13 protein-coding genes are annotated in these 14,789 nt (G+C 65.7%); 9 read left to right on the top strand and 4 right to left on the bottom strand.

The genetic code is table 11. The annotated features are described in order from the left end of the window. Positions 1–117 precede the first annotated feature (117 nt). Complete coding sequence (locus F579_RS0109000; RefSeq protein WP_019023514.1) at positions 118–1,146, top strand: porin; 1,029 nt, start codon at positions 118–120, stop codon at positions 1,144–1,146. Between the two features lie 174 nt (positions 1,147–1,320). Here the strand turns inward: F579_RS0109000 and F579_RS0108995 are convergent, their stop codons facing one another. Beyond that, positions 1,321–2,940, bottom strand: a complete 1,620-nt coding sequence (locus F579_RS0108995; protein ID WP_019023515.1) for a BCCT family transporter — start codon at positions 2,938–2,940, stop codon at positions 1,321–1,323. Positions 2,941–3,089: 149 nt separating this feature from the next. Then, entirely contained in the window at positions 3,090–4,295 is a 1,206-nt protein-coding gene (locus F579_RS0108990) for a hypothetical protein (protein ID WP_019023516.1), read from the bottom strand. A gap of 402 nt (positions 4,296–4,697) precedes the next feature. Between F579_RS0108990 and F579_RS0108985 the strand changes: the two genes are divergently transcribed. From F579_RS0108985 to asnB, 8 genes are all read left to right on the top strand, one after another. Next, entirely contained in the window at positions 4,698–5,216 is a 519-nt protein-coding gene (locus tag F579_RS0108985) for a MarR family winged helix-turn-helix transcriptional regulator (RefSeq protein WP_038029692.1), read from the top strand. Positions 5,217–5,242: 26 nt separating this feature from the next. Further along, a complete protein-coding gene (locus F579_RS0108980; protein WP_017925587.1) occupies positions 5,243–5,644 on the top strand; it encodes a hypothetical protein in 402 nt (133 codons plus the stop codon). Between the two features lie 69 nt (positions 5,645–5,713). Next, on the top strand, positions 5,714–6,955 hold the full coding sequence (locus tag F579_RS0108975; protein WP_017925588.1) for a Zn-dependent hydrolase: 1,242 nt from the start codon (positions 5,714–5,716) through the stop codon (positions 6,953–6,955). Positions 6,956–6,991: 36 nt separating this feature from the next. Beyond that, the gene (locus F579_RS0108970; protein WP_017925589.1) at positions 6,992–7,735 is read left to right on the top strand and encodes a cysteine hydrolase family protein; all 744 of its coding nucleotides are present in this window, start codon (positions 6,992–6,994) and stop codon (positions 7,733–7,735) included. Beyond that, entirely contained in the window at positions 7,732–9,198 is a 1,467-nt protein-coding gene (locus F579_RS0108965; protein WP_019023517.1) for a sodium:solute symporter family protein, read from the top strand. The genes F579_RS0108970 and F579_RS0108965 overlap by 4 nt, the downstream gene beginning before the upstream one ends. Next, on the top strand, positions 9,195–9,317 hold the full coding sequence (locus tag F579_RS15455) for a hypothetical protein (protein ID WP_012981446.1): 123 nt from the start codon (positions 9,195–9,197) through the stop codon (positions 9,315–9,317). The genes F579_RS0108965 and F579_RS15455 overlap by 4 nt, the downstream gene beginning before the upstream one ends. Further along, a complete protein-coding gene (locus F579_RS0108955; RefSeq protein ID WP_019023518.1) occupies positions 9,305–10,387 on the top strand; it encodes an aspartate carbamoyltransferase in 1,083 nt (360 codons plus the stop codon). The genes F579_RS15455 and F579_RS0108955 overlap by 13 nt, the downstream gene beginning before the upstream one ends. 88 nt (positions 10,388–10,475) lie before the next feature. Then, positions 10,476–12,494 carry an asparagine synthase (glutamine-hydrolyzing) gene (asnB, locus tag F579_RS0108950; RefSeq protein WP_019023519.1) on the top strand — a complete coding sequence of 673 codons (2,019 nt, stop codon included), beginning with the start codon at positions 10,476–10,478 and terminating at the stop codon, positions 12,492–12,494. Between the two features lie 54 nt (positions 12,495–12,548). Here the strand turns inward: asnB and F579_RS0108945 are convergent, their stop codons facing one another. Together F579_RS0108945 and F579_RS0108940 are read right to left on the bottom strand one after the other, a co-directional pair. Then, positions 12,549–13,436 carry a carbohydrate kinase gene (locus F579_RS0108945; RefSeq protein WP_019023520.1) on the bottom strand — a complete coding sequence of 296 codons (888 nt, stop codon included), beginning with the start codon at positions 13,434–13,436 and terminating at the stop codon, positions 12,549–12,551. A gap of 34 nt (positions 13,437–13,470) precedes the next feature. Continuing rightward, positions 13,471–14,772: a diguanylate cyclase gene (locus F579_RS0108940; RefSeq protein ID WP_019023521.1), complete on the bottom strand. Its 1,302-nt coding sequence runs from the start codon at positions 14,770–14,772 to the stop codon at positions 13,471–13,473. Between the last annotated feature and the right edge of the window lie 17 nt (positions 14,773–14,789).

Genomic DNA, 14,789 nt, shown 5'->3' with positions numbered 1-14,789 from the left:
ATTAACACGATCTTCACTCCCTCGTAATGGGCGCGTCACCCGCCCTCGCCATGCTTGCGCCCTGTCGGGACGCCGCCGCGTCTCGCCAACCTGCACATGCCAAAAGGGGAGAAACCCATGAATCGCAAGTACTTGCTGACCAGCCTGATTGCGGCTGGTCTGGTCGTTCCGGCCCTGGCGACGGCCGACTGGACTCTGTACGGCCGCGCCCACGTTTCCGCGGATGTTCTCGATGACGGCGCCGACTACAATGAATTCAACGTTTCGAGTAACTCCAGCCGCCTGGGCTTCCGCGGCGAGCGCGAATTCCGCGAACAACTGATCGGGATGTTCCAGATCGAACAGCAGGTGGACTTCGACACCGCGGCAGACAATGAATTGAGCTTTGCCACACGCGACACCTTCGTCGGGCTGCGCGGCGACGCTTGGGGCATGTTGCGCGTCGGCAAGTTCGATACCCCCTTCAAGCGGGCGCGTGGTCCCGCCAACTTCTTCGGTGATCAGGTTGGCGATCTGCGTAATCTCGCGCGCTCCGCCGCCCAGACCGGGCGCTTCGACGAGCGCTTCAACAACAGCATCCACTACCAGACTCCGAGCTTTGGCGGCCTGACCTGGAACATCCAGTATTCGAACGAAACTGATGGCGCCACGACGGTGGACGGTGCTGACAACAAGGCCTACTCGACCTCGCTGAACCTTAGCCTGGGCGACCTGACTGGCGCGCTGGCCTACGAAAAGCAGGAAGACGGTGACGTGAACCCGGATGCCTGGCGCCTGGCCATTGGCTACCGCATCACAGAGGCCTTCCGCATCGGCGGCCTCTACCAGAATTCGGAGACGGTCAATGGTGACGAGGCGGACGTGTACGGACTGGGCGGCCAGCTCCGTCTGAGCCCGAGCATGTACCTGAACGGCCACGTCTTCCAGCTGGATTCCGACCTGGACGATGCCGATGCCACGATGTACGCCCTTGGCCTGGAATATCGTATCGACAGCGACCTGCGCTTCTACGGCAACATTGCCATGGTCGACAATGACGATGCCTCGGCTCTGACCCCATGGGGTGCGGCGCGCAGTTCCGGCCCGGGTGGCGCGATGGGCGAAAACGCCACGGCCTTTTCGCTTGGCATGCGCTACGACTTTTAGATCGTGGCCCCAGCCCGTGTCCCGGATCCCGGGAGAGCGGGGCACGGCTGAGCAAAAAACCCCGCCGGACTACGCCCCGGCGGGGTTTCCTGTTTCTCCAGTACCGAGAGAGTCTGGCTCGGCATTGCACGGGGCATGACCCCGTGCTGGCCTCAAGGGTGGAGTTCTGGCGGCCTATCCGGTCGCCTCCTTCAGGCGGATCAGTTTGAGTTCGTGGAACAGCCCCATCATCAGGCTGACGCACATGAACAGAAGCACGATCACGAAGGGCAGCCCGGTGCTGACGGCACCGGCCTGCAGGGCCTGCAGCGCGGCCGCGCCGCCCACCGCGAGCAAGACGCCCGCGATCACGCCTTCGACCGTGGCCCAGAACAGGCGCTGGGACTGCGGGGCGTCGGTCTTGCCGCCGGAGGTGATCGAGTCGATCACCAGCGAGCCGGAGTCCGACGAGGTGATGAAGAAGACCAGCACCAGGGTGATCGCCAGCAGTGAGGTGATCGTGGTCAGCGGCAGGTGCTCCAGCATCTGGAACAGCGCCAGCGAGGAGTCGCTGATGCCGTCGGCCAGCGCGCCGATCCCGTCGCGGGCCTGATCCAGGCCGGTCCCGCCAAAGGCACTCATCCAGATCACGGTAACGGCCGTCGGTACCAGCAGCACTGCGGTCACGAACTGGCGCACCGTGCGCCCGCGCGAGACCCGCGCGATGAACATGCCGACAAACGGCGACCAGGAGATCCACCAGGCCCAGAAGAAGATCGTCCACTCGTGGTAGAAGGTCTGGTCATCACGGCCCACCGGGTTGCTGAGCGGCCACATGTACTGGGCGTAGGCGCTGAGCGTAATGCCGGTATTGGAGAGGAAGGCGATAAAGCCGCCGAACAGGGCCACGAACAGCAGCAGGATGGCGGCCAGTGTCAGGTTGATGTTGCTGAGCACGCGTACCCCGCCATGGATGCCACGCATGATCGACAACAGGGCAATGACGGTAACGCCGATGATGATCGCCACCTGGGTGTTCAGCCCGGCCTCGATGCCGAACACCGACTCCAGTCCCGATGCCGCCTGCTGTGCCCCGAGACCCAGGGAGGTGGCCAGGCCGAACAGCGTGGCCAGTACGGCCAGGGTGTCGATCACATGCCCGATCGGGCCCCAGATCCGCTCGCCGAAGATCGGGTAGAACGCGGAGCGGATGGTTAGTGGCAGGCCCTTGTTGAAGGCAAAGAACGCCAGCGCCAGACCCACCACGGCATAGATCGCCCATGGGTGCAGTCCCCAGTGGTACATCGTTGCACCGAGCGCGGCGTGCTTCGATTCCTCGGTGCCGCCCTCGATGCCCAAAGGTGTTCCGAACCACTCGGTGAAATAGCCTACCGGTTCGGCTACGGCCCAGAACATCAGGCCGATGCCCATGCCGGCGGCGAAAAGCATCGAAAACCACGACAGCACACTGAAGTCCGGCTTCGCATCCTGGCCGCCGATCCGGATGCTCCCCACCGGCAGCAGGATCAGGGCCAGACAGAACAGCACGAACAGGTTGCCGGCCGACAGGAACAACCAGTCAAAGGTCTCGCCGATCCAGGCGCGCGTGGCGCCCAGACTCTCGTCGGCCTGTTCCGGGAACAGCAGGGACAGGATCACGAACAGGAGGATCAGCAGGGCGCTGACGACGAATACCGGGTTGTGCAGATCCAGCCCCAGCGGGTTGATGTTCTGTTCCCCGATCTCGTGATCGGTCTCGTAACGGGCCTCGAGCTCCTCGATCGCCCGTTTCGGGTCTTGTGCGTTGTCGCTCACGGTCTCCTCCTTGGAACTCCGGTCCGGGATGCCGAGTTCAGCCGGTCAATGTATTGACGGCGGCGGGTGGTCCCGGCTTCGTGAATGTCTCTAGCTTTCGTGGGCCCGGGGAACGGCATCCGCATGGACCCCGTTTCCCGGGGGCTGGGTCAGAAGTAGTACCCGAAGTTGATATTGAAGCGGGCTTCCCAGTTGTCATCTTCGTTGGCACCGAGACGGTCACCGAACGGATTGTCGCCGCGACGGTTGCCACCGACGAACTCGTTGCCGTTGGAGTAGGCGAGATCCGTATAGATGTACCAGTTGCCTCGGCCCCAGGCGGCCCCCAGCACCAGAAGGTCGCTGTTGTTGAAGTCGCTCTCGCTTTTCACCACTGAGCTGAATTCCGCATAGGGGATAACGTAGTCGAGCCAGCCGATATTCGGGGTCTCGTGGTAGTAGCTGAGTGATACGGCCGGGATCCAGCCCTCAGTGGCCACGGTGTTCGGGAAGTCGTAAGCACCCATATCGATCCGGCGATCCGTGACGCTGCCGTCGAGCAGCGTGTGCTCGTCCACATCCATCTTGTAGTAGGTCAACTGACTGGCCAGTGTCCAGTTGCCCCAGCTGTTGACCATGTGACCGGACACCGCGAAGTGGTCCCCGTCATCCTGAGGCCCGCGGCTGCGCAGCTCTCCGTACTGCGCCGAGAAGCCCACCTCGTGATCGGTATCCGGGATGCTGTAGATCCCGCGGACATTCACCTGGTTGCGTTCCTCAAAGCCATCCCCGGTCTCGTTGACGACGTCGTAGGAGTAGCGAGCGCTGTCCTCGGTGTCACCCGAGTAGGACCCGGCATCGGAATAGAAATAAGCAAAATCCCAGGTCCAGTCGCCCATCGGCATCGTGTATTTGGCACCGAGGTTCATGTTGTCCGACAGGCCGAGGTAATAGTGCTGGTCGAAGAACCAGCTCTGGGAGACACCGTACGGTCCCGGGCCGAACGGCGCGCGCGTCACGCCGACCTCGAGCTGGCTCTCGTTGTCGAAGCGATAGCCTGCCCAGCCGGTATGCAGCATGTTATAGCCCTCGTACCAGCGGTACTCGAACTTGCCGAGCCACGGCCCGTTTTCGTAATCGAGATTGATGCGGGCGGTGTCCAGAGTGAAATCGCCACCCTTGCCCCATTCGCGTCGATCGCCGTCGGGATAGTCACCCAGGATGTAGTTGGCCCTCAGCGCACCCCCGATGGTCAGATTCCCCACCTGGATGCCTTCGTACTCCGCGGCCGCGGACTGCGGGCCAAGGGTCAAGGCGAGCACGATGGCTCCGGACAGCCCGAGCCCCAGGGGCCGGTTCAACGTGTACTTGTCCATGCTGTACTCCTCCCGAAAAGGTCTGTCAGGGAGGTCACGCATCCTGAGGAGACAACTGACCCAGTCCCGCCGCGAGAAGGTTGGTGTGCAGCATTTTCACCCCTCTGATTGATGGCCCTTTTCGTGGGCCGTGCGGGTTCGGTCAAACCCTTCCGATGCCGACCTGCCTGTCCCTGTCCCCTGTAGTGGTCGCTCCCAAGATCTGACCGCGAGTGCGGTCCTCATTCTGGCATTGCCGGCAAGGAATAGATCGCCGTACCTGGCCAAACGGACCATTTCCGTGGCCCCTCCCCTAGATAGACGCATGTACAGGTCTTGTCCAATGATTGAGTAGCCCAGACTTGCGCTAATAGTATTTTTGTACAAAACTATATGGCAATAGCCACACTGAGCCCGACTGTGATGTCAGCTGTTTCTGCCCAGAACGAACCTCAACGCCCCGCGACGGAAGGGGAACCGGATCTGCCGCGTTCCGTGATCCGTCAGCTGCGCGTGATCATTCGCGCCCTGCAGGGGCACTCGCGGGCAGTGGAGCGCGCCTGTGGGATCAGTGCCTCGCAGCTGTGGGCCCTGTGGGAGCTGCAGCGTACGCCCGGGCTGAATGTCAGCGACCTCTCGCGCCGGCTGTCGGTGCATGCCTCGACCACCTCGAACCTGCTGGACAAGCTGGAATACAGCGGGCTGGTCGAGCGCCGCCGCCCGGAGAAGGACCAACGCATCGTGCGCCTGTATGTCACGCCCAAGGGGGAGGCGCTCCTGTCCGACGCCCCGGCGGCCCCCCAGGGCGAGTTGAACCGCGCGTTGCACGCCCTCCCGCCCGAGCGCCTGGCGGAGCTGGATCAGGGGCTGACCCTGCTGGTCGATGCGATGAACACCACCGAGCCGCGTGCCGGTCTGCAGCCGTTCGAGGTGAAAACCTGATCGGCGTGGCCGTCAGGAAACGCGCCATGCGCTCCCTCCTGCCCGCGAGCCTGCTGCTTCTGCTGCTGCCGCTGGTTGCACTGGCCGAGCCTCGTTTTGACGACCCGCCCGCGGACTCCCGTGATGGTGGTCTAACCCTCGAATGGAACGCCGAGGGGCCCGTCGAACTCGAACAGGCGAGCGGTCCGGATTTCGACGACGCCCGTGTGATCTACCGCGGCGGCGACACCAGCAGCGTGATCAGCGGTCTCCCGGACGGCGAATATCGCTTTCGCCTGCGGGCCGATGGCGCGGACGACTGGGCCGACGAGGCCCGGGTCGAGGTAGCGCACCACAGCCTGGCCCGTGCGTTCGGCTTTTTCGCGCTGGGGGGCGTCGTCTTTCTGGTCCTGATCGTGGCCATCCTGCGCGGCCGCCCGCGCGACTGAATTCACTCGCCCCGCCCCGTCGATCCGCGTGAACCGCGACCGGGGCCGGTGGCCCCACCGGAGAACACGATGCACGAACTCAAGATCAACATGCAGCGCCTGCAGCAGGACATTACCGAGCTGGGGCAGATCGGACGCGACGCCGACCGTGGCCTGCACCGCCGTGCGTTCAGCGAGGGCGACCGCGCCGGGCGCGAGTGGTTTCGCGGCCGCCTGGAGGCCGCGGGCCTCGACGTCTGGCAGGACGGTGCCGCCAACCTGCATGGTCGACTGGACTACGACGGCAAGCGCCCGGTGGTCGCGATGGGTTCGCATCTCGATACCGTCCCCGGCGGCGGCCCGCTGGATGGTGCCCTGGGCGTCCTGATCGGGCTGGAGGTGCTGCGCACGGCCAAGGAACAGGAGGTCGACCTGCAGTATCCGCTGGAGGTGATCGACTTCACCGACGAGGAGGGCCGGTTCGGCGGCATGTTCGGCTCGCAGGCGATGGCCGGCAAGCTGACCCCGGAGAGCATCAGTCATGCCCGGGACCTGGAGGGCATCACCCTGGTCGAGGCGATGGCCAACTGGGGCCTGAATGCCGACGACGCCCTGAGCGCGCGGCGCGACCCGCACACCCTGCATGCCTTCATCGAGACCCACATCGAACAGGGCCCGGTGCTGGACCGCCGCGGCCTGAGCGTGGGTGTGGTCGAGGCCATCACCGGGTTGTTCAAGTGGGAGGTGCGCCTGAAGGGGCAGCCGAACCATGCGGGCACCACGCCGATGGACATGCGCATCGACGCCTTTCAGGGGCTGGCCGAATTCGGTGGCGAGATCAATCGCCTGCTGGAGGAGCACGGCAGCCCGAACTCGCGCGCGACCATCGGCCGCGTGGAGCTCTCGCCGGGTGCGGCCAACACCGTGCCGGGCATGGCGACCTTCTCCTTCGAGGTGCGCGATACCGACGAGAAGGTCCTGACCGCGCTGGCCCATGCGGCCCGTCGCACGCTGTCCAGCCTCGCGCGTCGACGCGACCTGATGTTCGAGTTCGACGTGCTCTCCGAGATCGATCCGGTCCGCTGTGATACGGGCATCGTGCAGACCATCGAGGCGACCGCCGAACGCATGGGTCTGGAGTACCTGACCATGCCCAGCGGGGCCGCGCACGACACCCAGAGCATGAGCGCGATCACGCGTACCGGCATGATCTTCGTGCCGAGCCTGCAGGGGCGTAGCCATTCCGCGGCGGAATGGACAAACTGGGAGGACATCGAGACCGGCGCCAACCTGACGCTGCAAAGCGCCCTGGCCCTGGCCGCCCGTTCGTGAGCATCCCCGATCACCGCGACCCAAGGACCGCCCGGCATGGCCAATAACGACAACGTCTCCCAGCTGACCGACTACGACTCCCTGGATCCGCTGCGCGAGCAGTACCAGGAGAGCCTGATCACGACGCCGGTTCTGCGTCAGGAGCTGCGCGAGCATCACGTCGCCCTGCTGTGCATCGACCTGCAGTACCTGGACGCCGCGCGCGGTCATGGCGTGTTCGCCGACTCGGTGCAGTCGGGCGTGCCGCCCGAGGCGCAGGAGTACTACTTCAACCGCCTGGAGCAGACGGTGCTGCCGAACGTGCGCCGGCTGCAGGATGCGTTCCGCGAGCAGGGACTGGAGGTGATCCACACGCGCATCCGCTCGCTGACCCACGACGGCCGCGACCGCAGCCCGGGGCACAAGCGCCTGGGGCTGCATGCCGCGCCCGGTTCCAAGGACGCGGAGTTCGTCGAGCAGGTGGCACCGGTGGGCGACGAGATCGTCCTCGACAAGACGGCCAGCGGGGTCTTCAACTCGACCAACCTGCACTACATCCTGCGCAACCTGAACATCTCGGCGCTCTTCATTGTGGGTGTGTACTCCAACGAGTGCGTATCCACGGCCGTGCGAGATGCCTGTGACCTGGGCTTCTATGTCACGCTGATGGACGACGCCACCGCGACGGTGACCCCGGAGATGCAGAAGGCGACGATCACCACCATCAAGGATCGCTACGCCCGCGTGATGACCACCGACGAGGCGATCCGCGAGATCAAGAAGGTGAAGGAGGCCTCGTGACCGGCCTCGACGACCCGATCCTCCCGAGTTCGATCGCCTGGGGGCTGCTGATCGCGTTCAGCATCCTCTGGGTGGTGCTCGGCTGGTGGCTGGGTCGTCACAACAAGACCGCCGAGGACCACATGCTGGCCGGTCGCAACGTGGGGCTGGCGCTGGCTACCGCGACCGCGATGGCCACCTGGGTGACGGCCAACACCACGATGACCGCCCCCCAGCTGGCGCTGCAGCTCGGTGTCTGGGGCATGCTCGGGTATTCGCTGGGGGCGCTGGGCCTGATCCTGTTCGCGCCGCTGGCGCGACGCATCCGCGAGCTGATGCCGCGCGGCTTCACCTCCGGGGACTTCATCCGTCTGCGCTTCGGCACCTTCACCTGGCGCGTGTTCCTGGTGGTCTCGCTGATCTACGCCTTCGGCTGGCTGGTCTCGATGGCCATGGCCGGCGGGGTGCTGATCAATGCCCTGGCCGGGATCGACTACCGCGTGGGGATGACCGTGATCCTCACGGTCTGCGTGATCTACACCCTGCTGGGCGGTCTGCGCGCGGTCATCGGTACCGACTTCATCCAGACCATCATCATCATCGCGGGCGCGGCGTTCATTGCCTGGCTGACCATCGACAAGGTTGGATTCGAGGCGATCCACTTCAACCTGATGGAAGAGCGCCCGGAACTGCTGAGCCTGCTGTTCCCGGCCGCGATCATGTTCCTGTTCAACAACCTGCTGTTCGGGGTCGGCGAGATCTTCCATTCCAATGTCTGGTGGTCGCGCGCGTTTGCCTTTGGCCGCAACGTCGGCTTCCGCGCCTACCTGCTGGGCGGGCTGCTGTGGCTGCCGATCCCGATCGTCGCCGGCTTCATCGCCCTGGCCACGCCAGCGCTGGGCATCAACGTGCCTGCGGCGGACATGGTCGGGCCGCTGGTCGCGGCCGAGGTGCTTGGGCTGACCGGCGCGATCGTGGTCTTCATCGTTGTCTTCGCCGCACTGGCCTCAAGCCTCGACTCGCTGCTGGCGGCCACCTCGGACCTGGTCACCCGTGATATCTACCGCGGCCATATCCGTCCGCAGGCCAGCGAGCAGAACCAGTTCCGCGCGACCAAGGTGATCGTGGTGCTGCTGGGGCTGCTGACCTGGCTGGCCGCGAGCTATCGCGGCTCGCTGCCGATCATCGGCTCGCTGGCCGAGCTGCTGTACTTTACGGGGGCCTTCGTGGCCTCGGCGATCTGGCCGATCGTCGCCGGGCTGTACTGGCGGCGAGCGAACCCTCAGGGCGCGGCCTGGTCGATGATATTGGGGTCGGGCATTGGGCTGGCCAGCTATTTCCTGATCGGCTTCTATGTCGCGGCACTGGTGGGCGCGGCCGTCTCCCTGGCCGTGATGGTGCTGAGTACCTGGCTGGCGCCGCGGCCGTTTGACTGGGATCGCCTGTCCCGCGACGCCGCGGCCGAGGAGGTCCGGAGCGCATGATGATCTCGTCTACCGCCTTGTCCGTGATCGTGGTGGTTGCCACGCTGGTCGCCACCCTGACCCCGATCCTGCTGCTGGCCCTGTTCATTCGCGACTGGAAAAAAGGATGCCTCTGGTGAACTACACCGAAGATCCCCTGCACGTGCTCCACCCGAAAGACGGCGCCGCCGGCACCGACCGCCCGAAGGCGCTCCTCGAGGCCGTGGAGGAAGACCCGGACCCGCTGCTGAAGCTCGCGGCCGCGCATGTGGTCTCCAGTCAGCAGTTCTCGCGCGCCGAACTCCTCCAGTTGTTCCGTCTGGCGGCGCAGTACGAGACCACCCCGGCGCTGATGCACCTGCCGCTGGCCGGCAAGATCCTGATCAGCGCGTTCTACGAGCCGTCCACTCGCACGCGGCTGTCGTTCGAGAGCGCCTGGCACCGGCTTGGCGGGGCGGTAATGTCGATCACCGACCCCAAGAGCACCGGGATCGCCAAGGGCGAGTCGCTGGCGGACATCGCCGAGATGTTCAACAACTACGGCGACGTGCTCGTGCTGCGCTCCTCGGATGGCGAGGCGGCGCACAACATGCTGGAGAACCTGCGCATCCCGCTGGTCAACGCCGGCAACGGGATCGACGAGCATCCGACCCAGGCCCTGGCCGACGTCTACACCCTGGCCAAGTGGCGACCGCAGTTGTTCACCGGCCCGGTGGCGCCGGAGGAGCGCATCAAGGTCGGCATCATCGGGGTGCCCTCGCGCATGCGCACGGTGCGTTCGCTGCTGCGCCTGCTGAGCCTGTTCCCCGAGGCCATCGAGGAGGTCGTAATCATCTCCCGCGAGGACGAGAATTTTGACCCGGGCCAGCGCGAGGAGCTGGAAGAGGCCGGCCTGAAGCTGCGCGTGGCGCACGAACTGGACCCGCTGCTGCCGGAACTGGACGTCGTCTACATCAACGCCATTGCCTGGGTGGGGGACACGTTCGAATCCATGGGCGAGGGCCTGAAGCTGGATCGCAACTCCCCTCTCAAGAAGGGCGCGGTCATCCTGCACCCGCTGGCGCGGGGTGACGAGCTCTCCACGGACCTCGACGACACCCCGCACAACTGGTACTTCGCCCAGGCCCGCGGGGCTGTGTTCGTGCGAATGGCGCTGCTGACCACGGTGGTCCGCCGGATCAGCGCGGTCATGGATACCCCGGAAGGCTGAGCCAGCGTTGAACTTGAACCGCGAGCGGCGTGGCGCGCCGTAAAGCGCGCCCCGCTCGCCCCACGGAATCGAACCAAGGAGACATGCCATGTGTGGCATCGCCGGAATCTTTCACGCCGACCCCAACCGGAAGGTGGACCCTCAGACCCTGGTCAACATGGCCGCGATCCAGTATCACCGCGGCCCCGACGGCTTCGGCTACAAGACGCAGGATGATCGCGGGGTGGGGTTCTCGCATGCTCGGCTGTCGATCATCGATCTGGACGAGAATCGTGGCCGCCAGCCGTTCTGCCTGACCGATGGCGAGATCATGACCGCGGTCAACGGCGAGCTGTACGACTACAAGCGCATCCGTACCGACCTGACCTCGCGCGGGGTGCAGTTCCGCACCAAGAGCGACTCCGAGATGGTCATGCACCTGTACCAGCGTGAGGGGCTGGAGGATGCGATCAAGCATTTCCGCGGGGAGTTCGCGATCTCGCTGTATGACCGCAAGCGTGACCGCCTGGTCCTGATCCGCGACCGATTCGGCATCAAGCCGCTTTACTTCACCGAGGCCAATGGCAGCTTCGTGTTCGGCTCCGAGTTGAAGGTGCTGTTCGCCAACCCCGACGTCCCGCGCCAGTTTGCCGATGACGGCCTGTACCACCAGCTGATGCAGACCATGGTCCCGGGGACCACCGCCTTCGAGGGCATCCAGCAGGTGAAACCCGGCCACATGGTCATCGTCGAACGCGCCCACGGCAAGCTCAAGGTGCGCCAGGAGAAATACTGGGACATGGACTTCCCGCTGGCCTCCGAGCGCCCGCCGGAGGAGAACACCGACGAAAACTACTGGATCGAGGGTGTGCGCGAACAGCTGATGGAGGCCGTCCAGCTGCGCCTGGAGGCCGACGTGCCGGTGGCCTGCTACCTCTCCGGCGGCATCGACTCCTGCATCACCCTGGGCCTGGCCTCGGCCAGCCAGCAGTCACCGGTCAAGGCCTTCACCATCGGCTTCGACAACGATGACTACGACGAGACCGCGATTGCCCGCGAGATGGCCGAGAGCGTCGGTGCCGACCAGGACATCCTGAAGCTGGATGCCGACCACCTCTACGACAACTTCGAAGAGGCCCTGTGGCACGCCGAGCGCACCATCTACAACACCCTCGGCGTGGCCAAGCTGCTGATGAGCCGTCACGTGAACGAGGCGGGCTACAAGGTAGTGGTCACCGGCGAGGGCTCGGACGAGCTGTTCGGCGGCTATCCGGCCTTCCGCCGTGACATGTTCCTGCACGGCCTGGACACCCTGCCGGAGGCCGACCGCGCCGCCTGGCAGCAGATGCTGAACGAGTCCAACGAGCTGTTCTCGGGTGCGATGCTGGCCGAGGACGAGGTCGACGACCCCGAGTTTACGAAGATGATGGGCTTTACCCCATCCTGTCTGCAGCCCTGGCTGGCGGCGGCCGAGCACGTGCCCGGCCTGCTGGCGCCGGAGCGCCGCGAGCGCATGCAGGGCTATCAGCCCGGCCGTGCGATCGCCAACGCCCTGGACGACGACATGCTGGATGGCCGCCACCCGCTGGACAAGGCCCAGTACGTCTGGATCAAGACCATGCTGGAGGGGCAGATCCTGACCTGGGGTGGTGATCGCATGGACATGGCCAACTCCATGGAGGCGCGCCCGCCGTTTCTCGACCACCACCTGGCCGAGTTCTGCGCCCACCTCCCGCCGACCATGCGCATCAAGGGTCGCACCGAGAAGTACGTGCTGCGCGAATCGATGAAAGGCCTGCTGCCCAAGGTGCTCTACGAGCGCGAGAAATTCGCGTTCATGGCCCCGCCCGCGCACACGGACCCGGTCAAGTGGGCGGCGATGAAGGCCCTGGCCGATCGCTATCTGTCGCCGGAGAAGGTGGCCGAGGCGGGCCTGCTGGACCCGGAGGGCGTGCGGCGCGTGTTCGAGATCCACGAGGACGAGAACACCCCGGCGGCCACCCAGGTCCAGCTGGACGCGGTGATCAACCACATGATCGGGGTGCAGGTGCTGCACGAGAAGTTCGTCGCCACCGACATCCCGGCGCTGGCCCGCCAGAAGGCCGACGAGTTCGGCTGGCGCCCGTAAGCTGGCGGTTCGGCCAACGGCCATCTCGGACGAGGTGGCCAGGCTTGTCCGCGCTCAATCCCAGTGGATGCGGGCGTCCCGGTAAAAGTCGGGGTCGTCGCTGGTGGCGCCCTGCAGGGTGCAGACGGCTGCCGCGAAGGCCAGCGCGCGTTCGAGGATGGTCGGCCAGTCCCAGCCCTGCCGCATGCCAAGCAGGACGACACTGGCAAAGGCATCGCCGGCCCCGACCGCATCGCGCAGCTCGGGTACCGACGGGGCGGGGGCCGCAACGCGTTCCCCCTCTACGGTCTGGATGATCGCCCCGTCGGCCCCGGCGGTGACGACCAGGGCCTGACGGATGCCCGCCTGCGCCAGCAGGGTGGTCTTCTCCGCCTCTTCGTCCGCAGCCCCGGGGACCAGGGTGGCCAGCTCGTCCTGGTTCAGCTTCACCACGTCGGCGTCCCGTATCAGGTCCAGTGTCGTGTCCCGGGTATACCAGGGGTCGCGCAGGTTCACGTCCACGAAGCGGTGCCCGGCGCGTTCGCGCAGGCGTGCCAGCAGGTCGTGATTCCCCCGGCGCAGGGCCAGGGTGCCGTGGTAGAGCAGCGGCGTGGAGGCGGGCAGTCCATCGGCCCAGGCTGCGGGTACGTCGTCGTAGGCCTGGTCCGGCACGATGGTGTAGCTGGGTTCGCCGTGGGCGAGTTCGACACGGACCTCGCCGGTCGGGACCTTGGGGTGCCGGTAGAGCCCACGGGTATCCATGCCGATCGCATCCATGCGGGCCTGCACCTCGGCACCCGCCGGGTCGTTGCCAATGCCGCCGACGAAACAGACCGGCTCCCCGAGCTGATGCAGGTTCCAGGCGACATTGAACGGCGCCCCGCCCAGGACGCGCTGTCCATTGGGAAAGACATCGAACAGGACCTCGCCAAAGATCAGCTGGGGGGATGGCTCGGCACTCACAGTGGCCTCCTATCAGGGAAATTGTCCCGGGCGATCAGGACGTTTGAGGCTCGCGGTCGGCCCGCTCCACGCGATCGCGCCCGAGCTTCTTGGCTTGTAGCAGGGCGTGATCCGCGGCGTCGAAGATGGCCTCGGTGGACTGCCCAGCTGCGATCGGGCACATACCTGCCGAGATGGTCACGCGCAGCCGCGTCTTGCCGGCCCGTACGATCAGCCGATCGACGGCCTCGCGGATCGAATCGGCACGGCGCTGGCAGGTATCCGGGTCCGAGGTGAGGATCATCACGAATTCCTCGCCCCCGTAGCGCGCGACGAAGTCCTCGCTGTGTACACCTTCGGCCAGGATCTCCGCGACGGCCTTCAGCACCTTGTCGCCGGCACTGTGGCCGTACTCGTCGTTGATCGCCTTGAAACGGTCGATATCCCAGACCAGCAGACAGGCCGGTTGCTCCGCCCCCAGTTCCTCCCGCAGGCCATCAAGGTAGCGCTCGAAGGCGGTGCGGTTGGGCAGCCCGGTCAGGCTGTCGCGGTAGGCCTCTGCCCGCGCCTGATCCAGCCGCTTGCGCAGGGCATTGATCTGCGACTCCAGCGTACGGCCCTTCGCCCGCAGCAGGCGGTTGCGCTCCAGGGCCTCGAGCAGATCGCTTTCCTGCTGGTTGCGAAAGGCCGCCACGTGTTCGACCACGCGGTCCAGGCCCCGGCTGATCTCCTGGCGCAGGGTGCCGATGTCCTCCAGGTCGTCCATGCGGCCCTTCATGGCCTGGACGTTGTCCGAGATGCCGGCGTGCAGGGACGCAACCGAGTCGCGTGCCCGTTCGCTGCGTTTCTCGTCTTCTGACAGGGCCGAGTCGACATCTTCCAGGCGATGCCAGATTTCGCCCACGACGTCCGACAACTCGTCGCGCTCGTGCATGGCGCGCTCGCACTTGTCGTGCAAGACGAGGAAGAGCTGGGAAAGCGTTCGTTCGATCTCCGAGCGGTCGCGCCGCTCCGTGGCGCGATGCAGGTCATCCAGGCCGGGATCCAGGAAATCGAACCCGTTCAGTCCGCGGCGCACGACCTCGAGCACAGCGCTGGCCAGGTCCTCGTGGTGATCGGAGCTGCGAACCGCGTCGGCCAGCTGCGCACCCAGCCGATCCATCCAGGCAGAGTCGGGCGGGCTGGCTTCTACCGCGCGGGACAGGTCCTGAACCGCGCCCTCCAGTGCCGGCACGCGGGCACCGACCACCGCCAGTGCCCGCAGGGCCACCCGCCTCAGTGCATCCTGCTGGACCTGCTCGCGCTCCAGGCGGCGTTCGAGGTCGATGATGGTCCTGCGCATCTCGCTGGCGGACATGGGGCTCCCGGAAGGGC

It is taken from the genome of Thioalkalivibrio sp. ALJ21, from assembly GCF_000378605.1.
Lineage (GTDB): Bacteria > Pseudomonadota > Gammaproteobacteria > Ectothiorhodospirales > Ectothiorhodospiraceae > Thioalkalivibrio.
The sequence above is the reverse complement of the archived record's forward strand: the minus strand, read 5'-3'. Positions and strand labels throughout refer to the sequence as shown.

Coding starts and splice junctions, on each gene's coding strand:
- F579_RS0109000 (WP_019023514.1), top strand. CDS start 118: ATGAATCGCAAGTACTTGCTGACCAGCCTGATTGCGGCTGGTCTGGTC.
- F579_RS0108990 (WP_019023516.1), bottom strand. CDS start 4,295: ATGGACAAGTACACGTTGAACCGGCCCCTGGGGCTCGGGCTGTCCGGA.
- F579_RS0108985 (WP_038029692.1), top strand. CDS start 4,698: ATGTCAGCTGTTTCTGCCCAGAACGAACCTCAACGCCCCGCGACGGAA.
- F579_RS0108980 (WP_017925587.1), top strand. CDS start 5,243: ATGCGCTCCCTCCTGCCCGCGAGCCTGCTGCTTCTGCTGCTGCCGCTG.
- F579_RS0108975 (WP_017925588.1), top strand. CDS start 5,714: ATGCACGAACTCAAGATCAACATGCAGCGCCTGCAGCAGGACATTACC.
- F579_RS0108970 (WP_017925589.1), top strand. CDS start 6,992: ATGGCCAATAACGACAACGTCTCCCAGCTGACCGACTACGACTCCCTG.
- F579_RS15455 (WP_012981446.1), top strand. CDS start 9,195: ATGATGATCTCGTCTACCGCCTTGTCCGTGATCGTGGTGGTTGCCACG.
- F579_RS0108955 (WP_019023518.1), top strand. CDS start 9,305: ATGCCTCTGGTGAACTACACCGAAGATCCCCTGCACGTGCTCCACCCG.
- asnB (WP_019023519.1), top strand. CDS start 10,476: ATGTGTGGCATCGCCGGAATCTTTCACGCCGACCCCAACCGGAAGGTG.
- F579_RS0108940 (WP_019023521.1), bottom strand. CDS start 14,772: ATGTCCGCCAGCGAGATGCGCAGGACCATCATCGACCTCGAACGCCGC.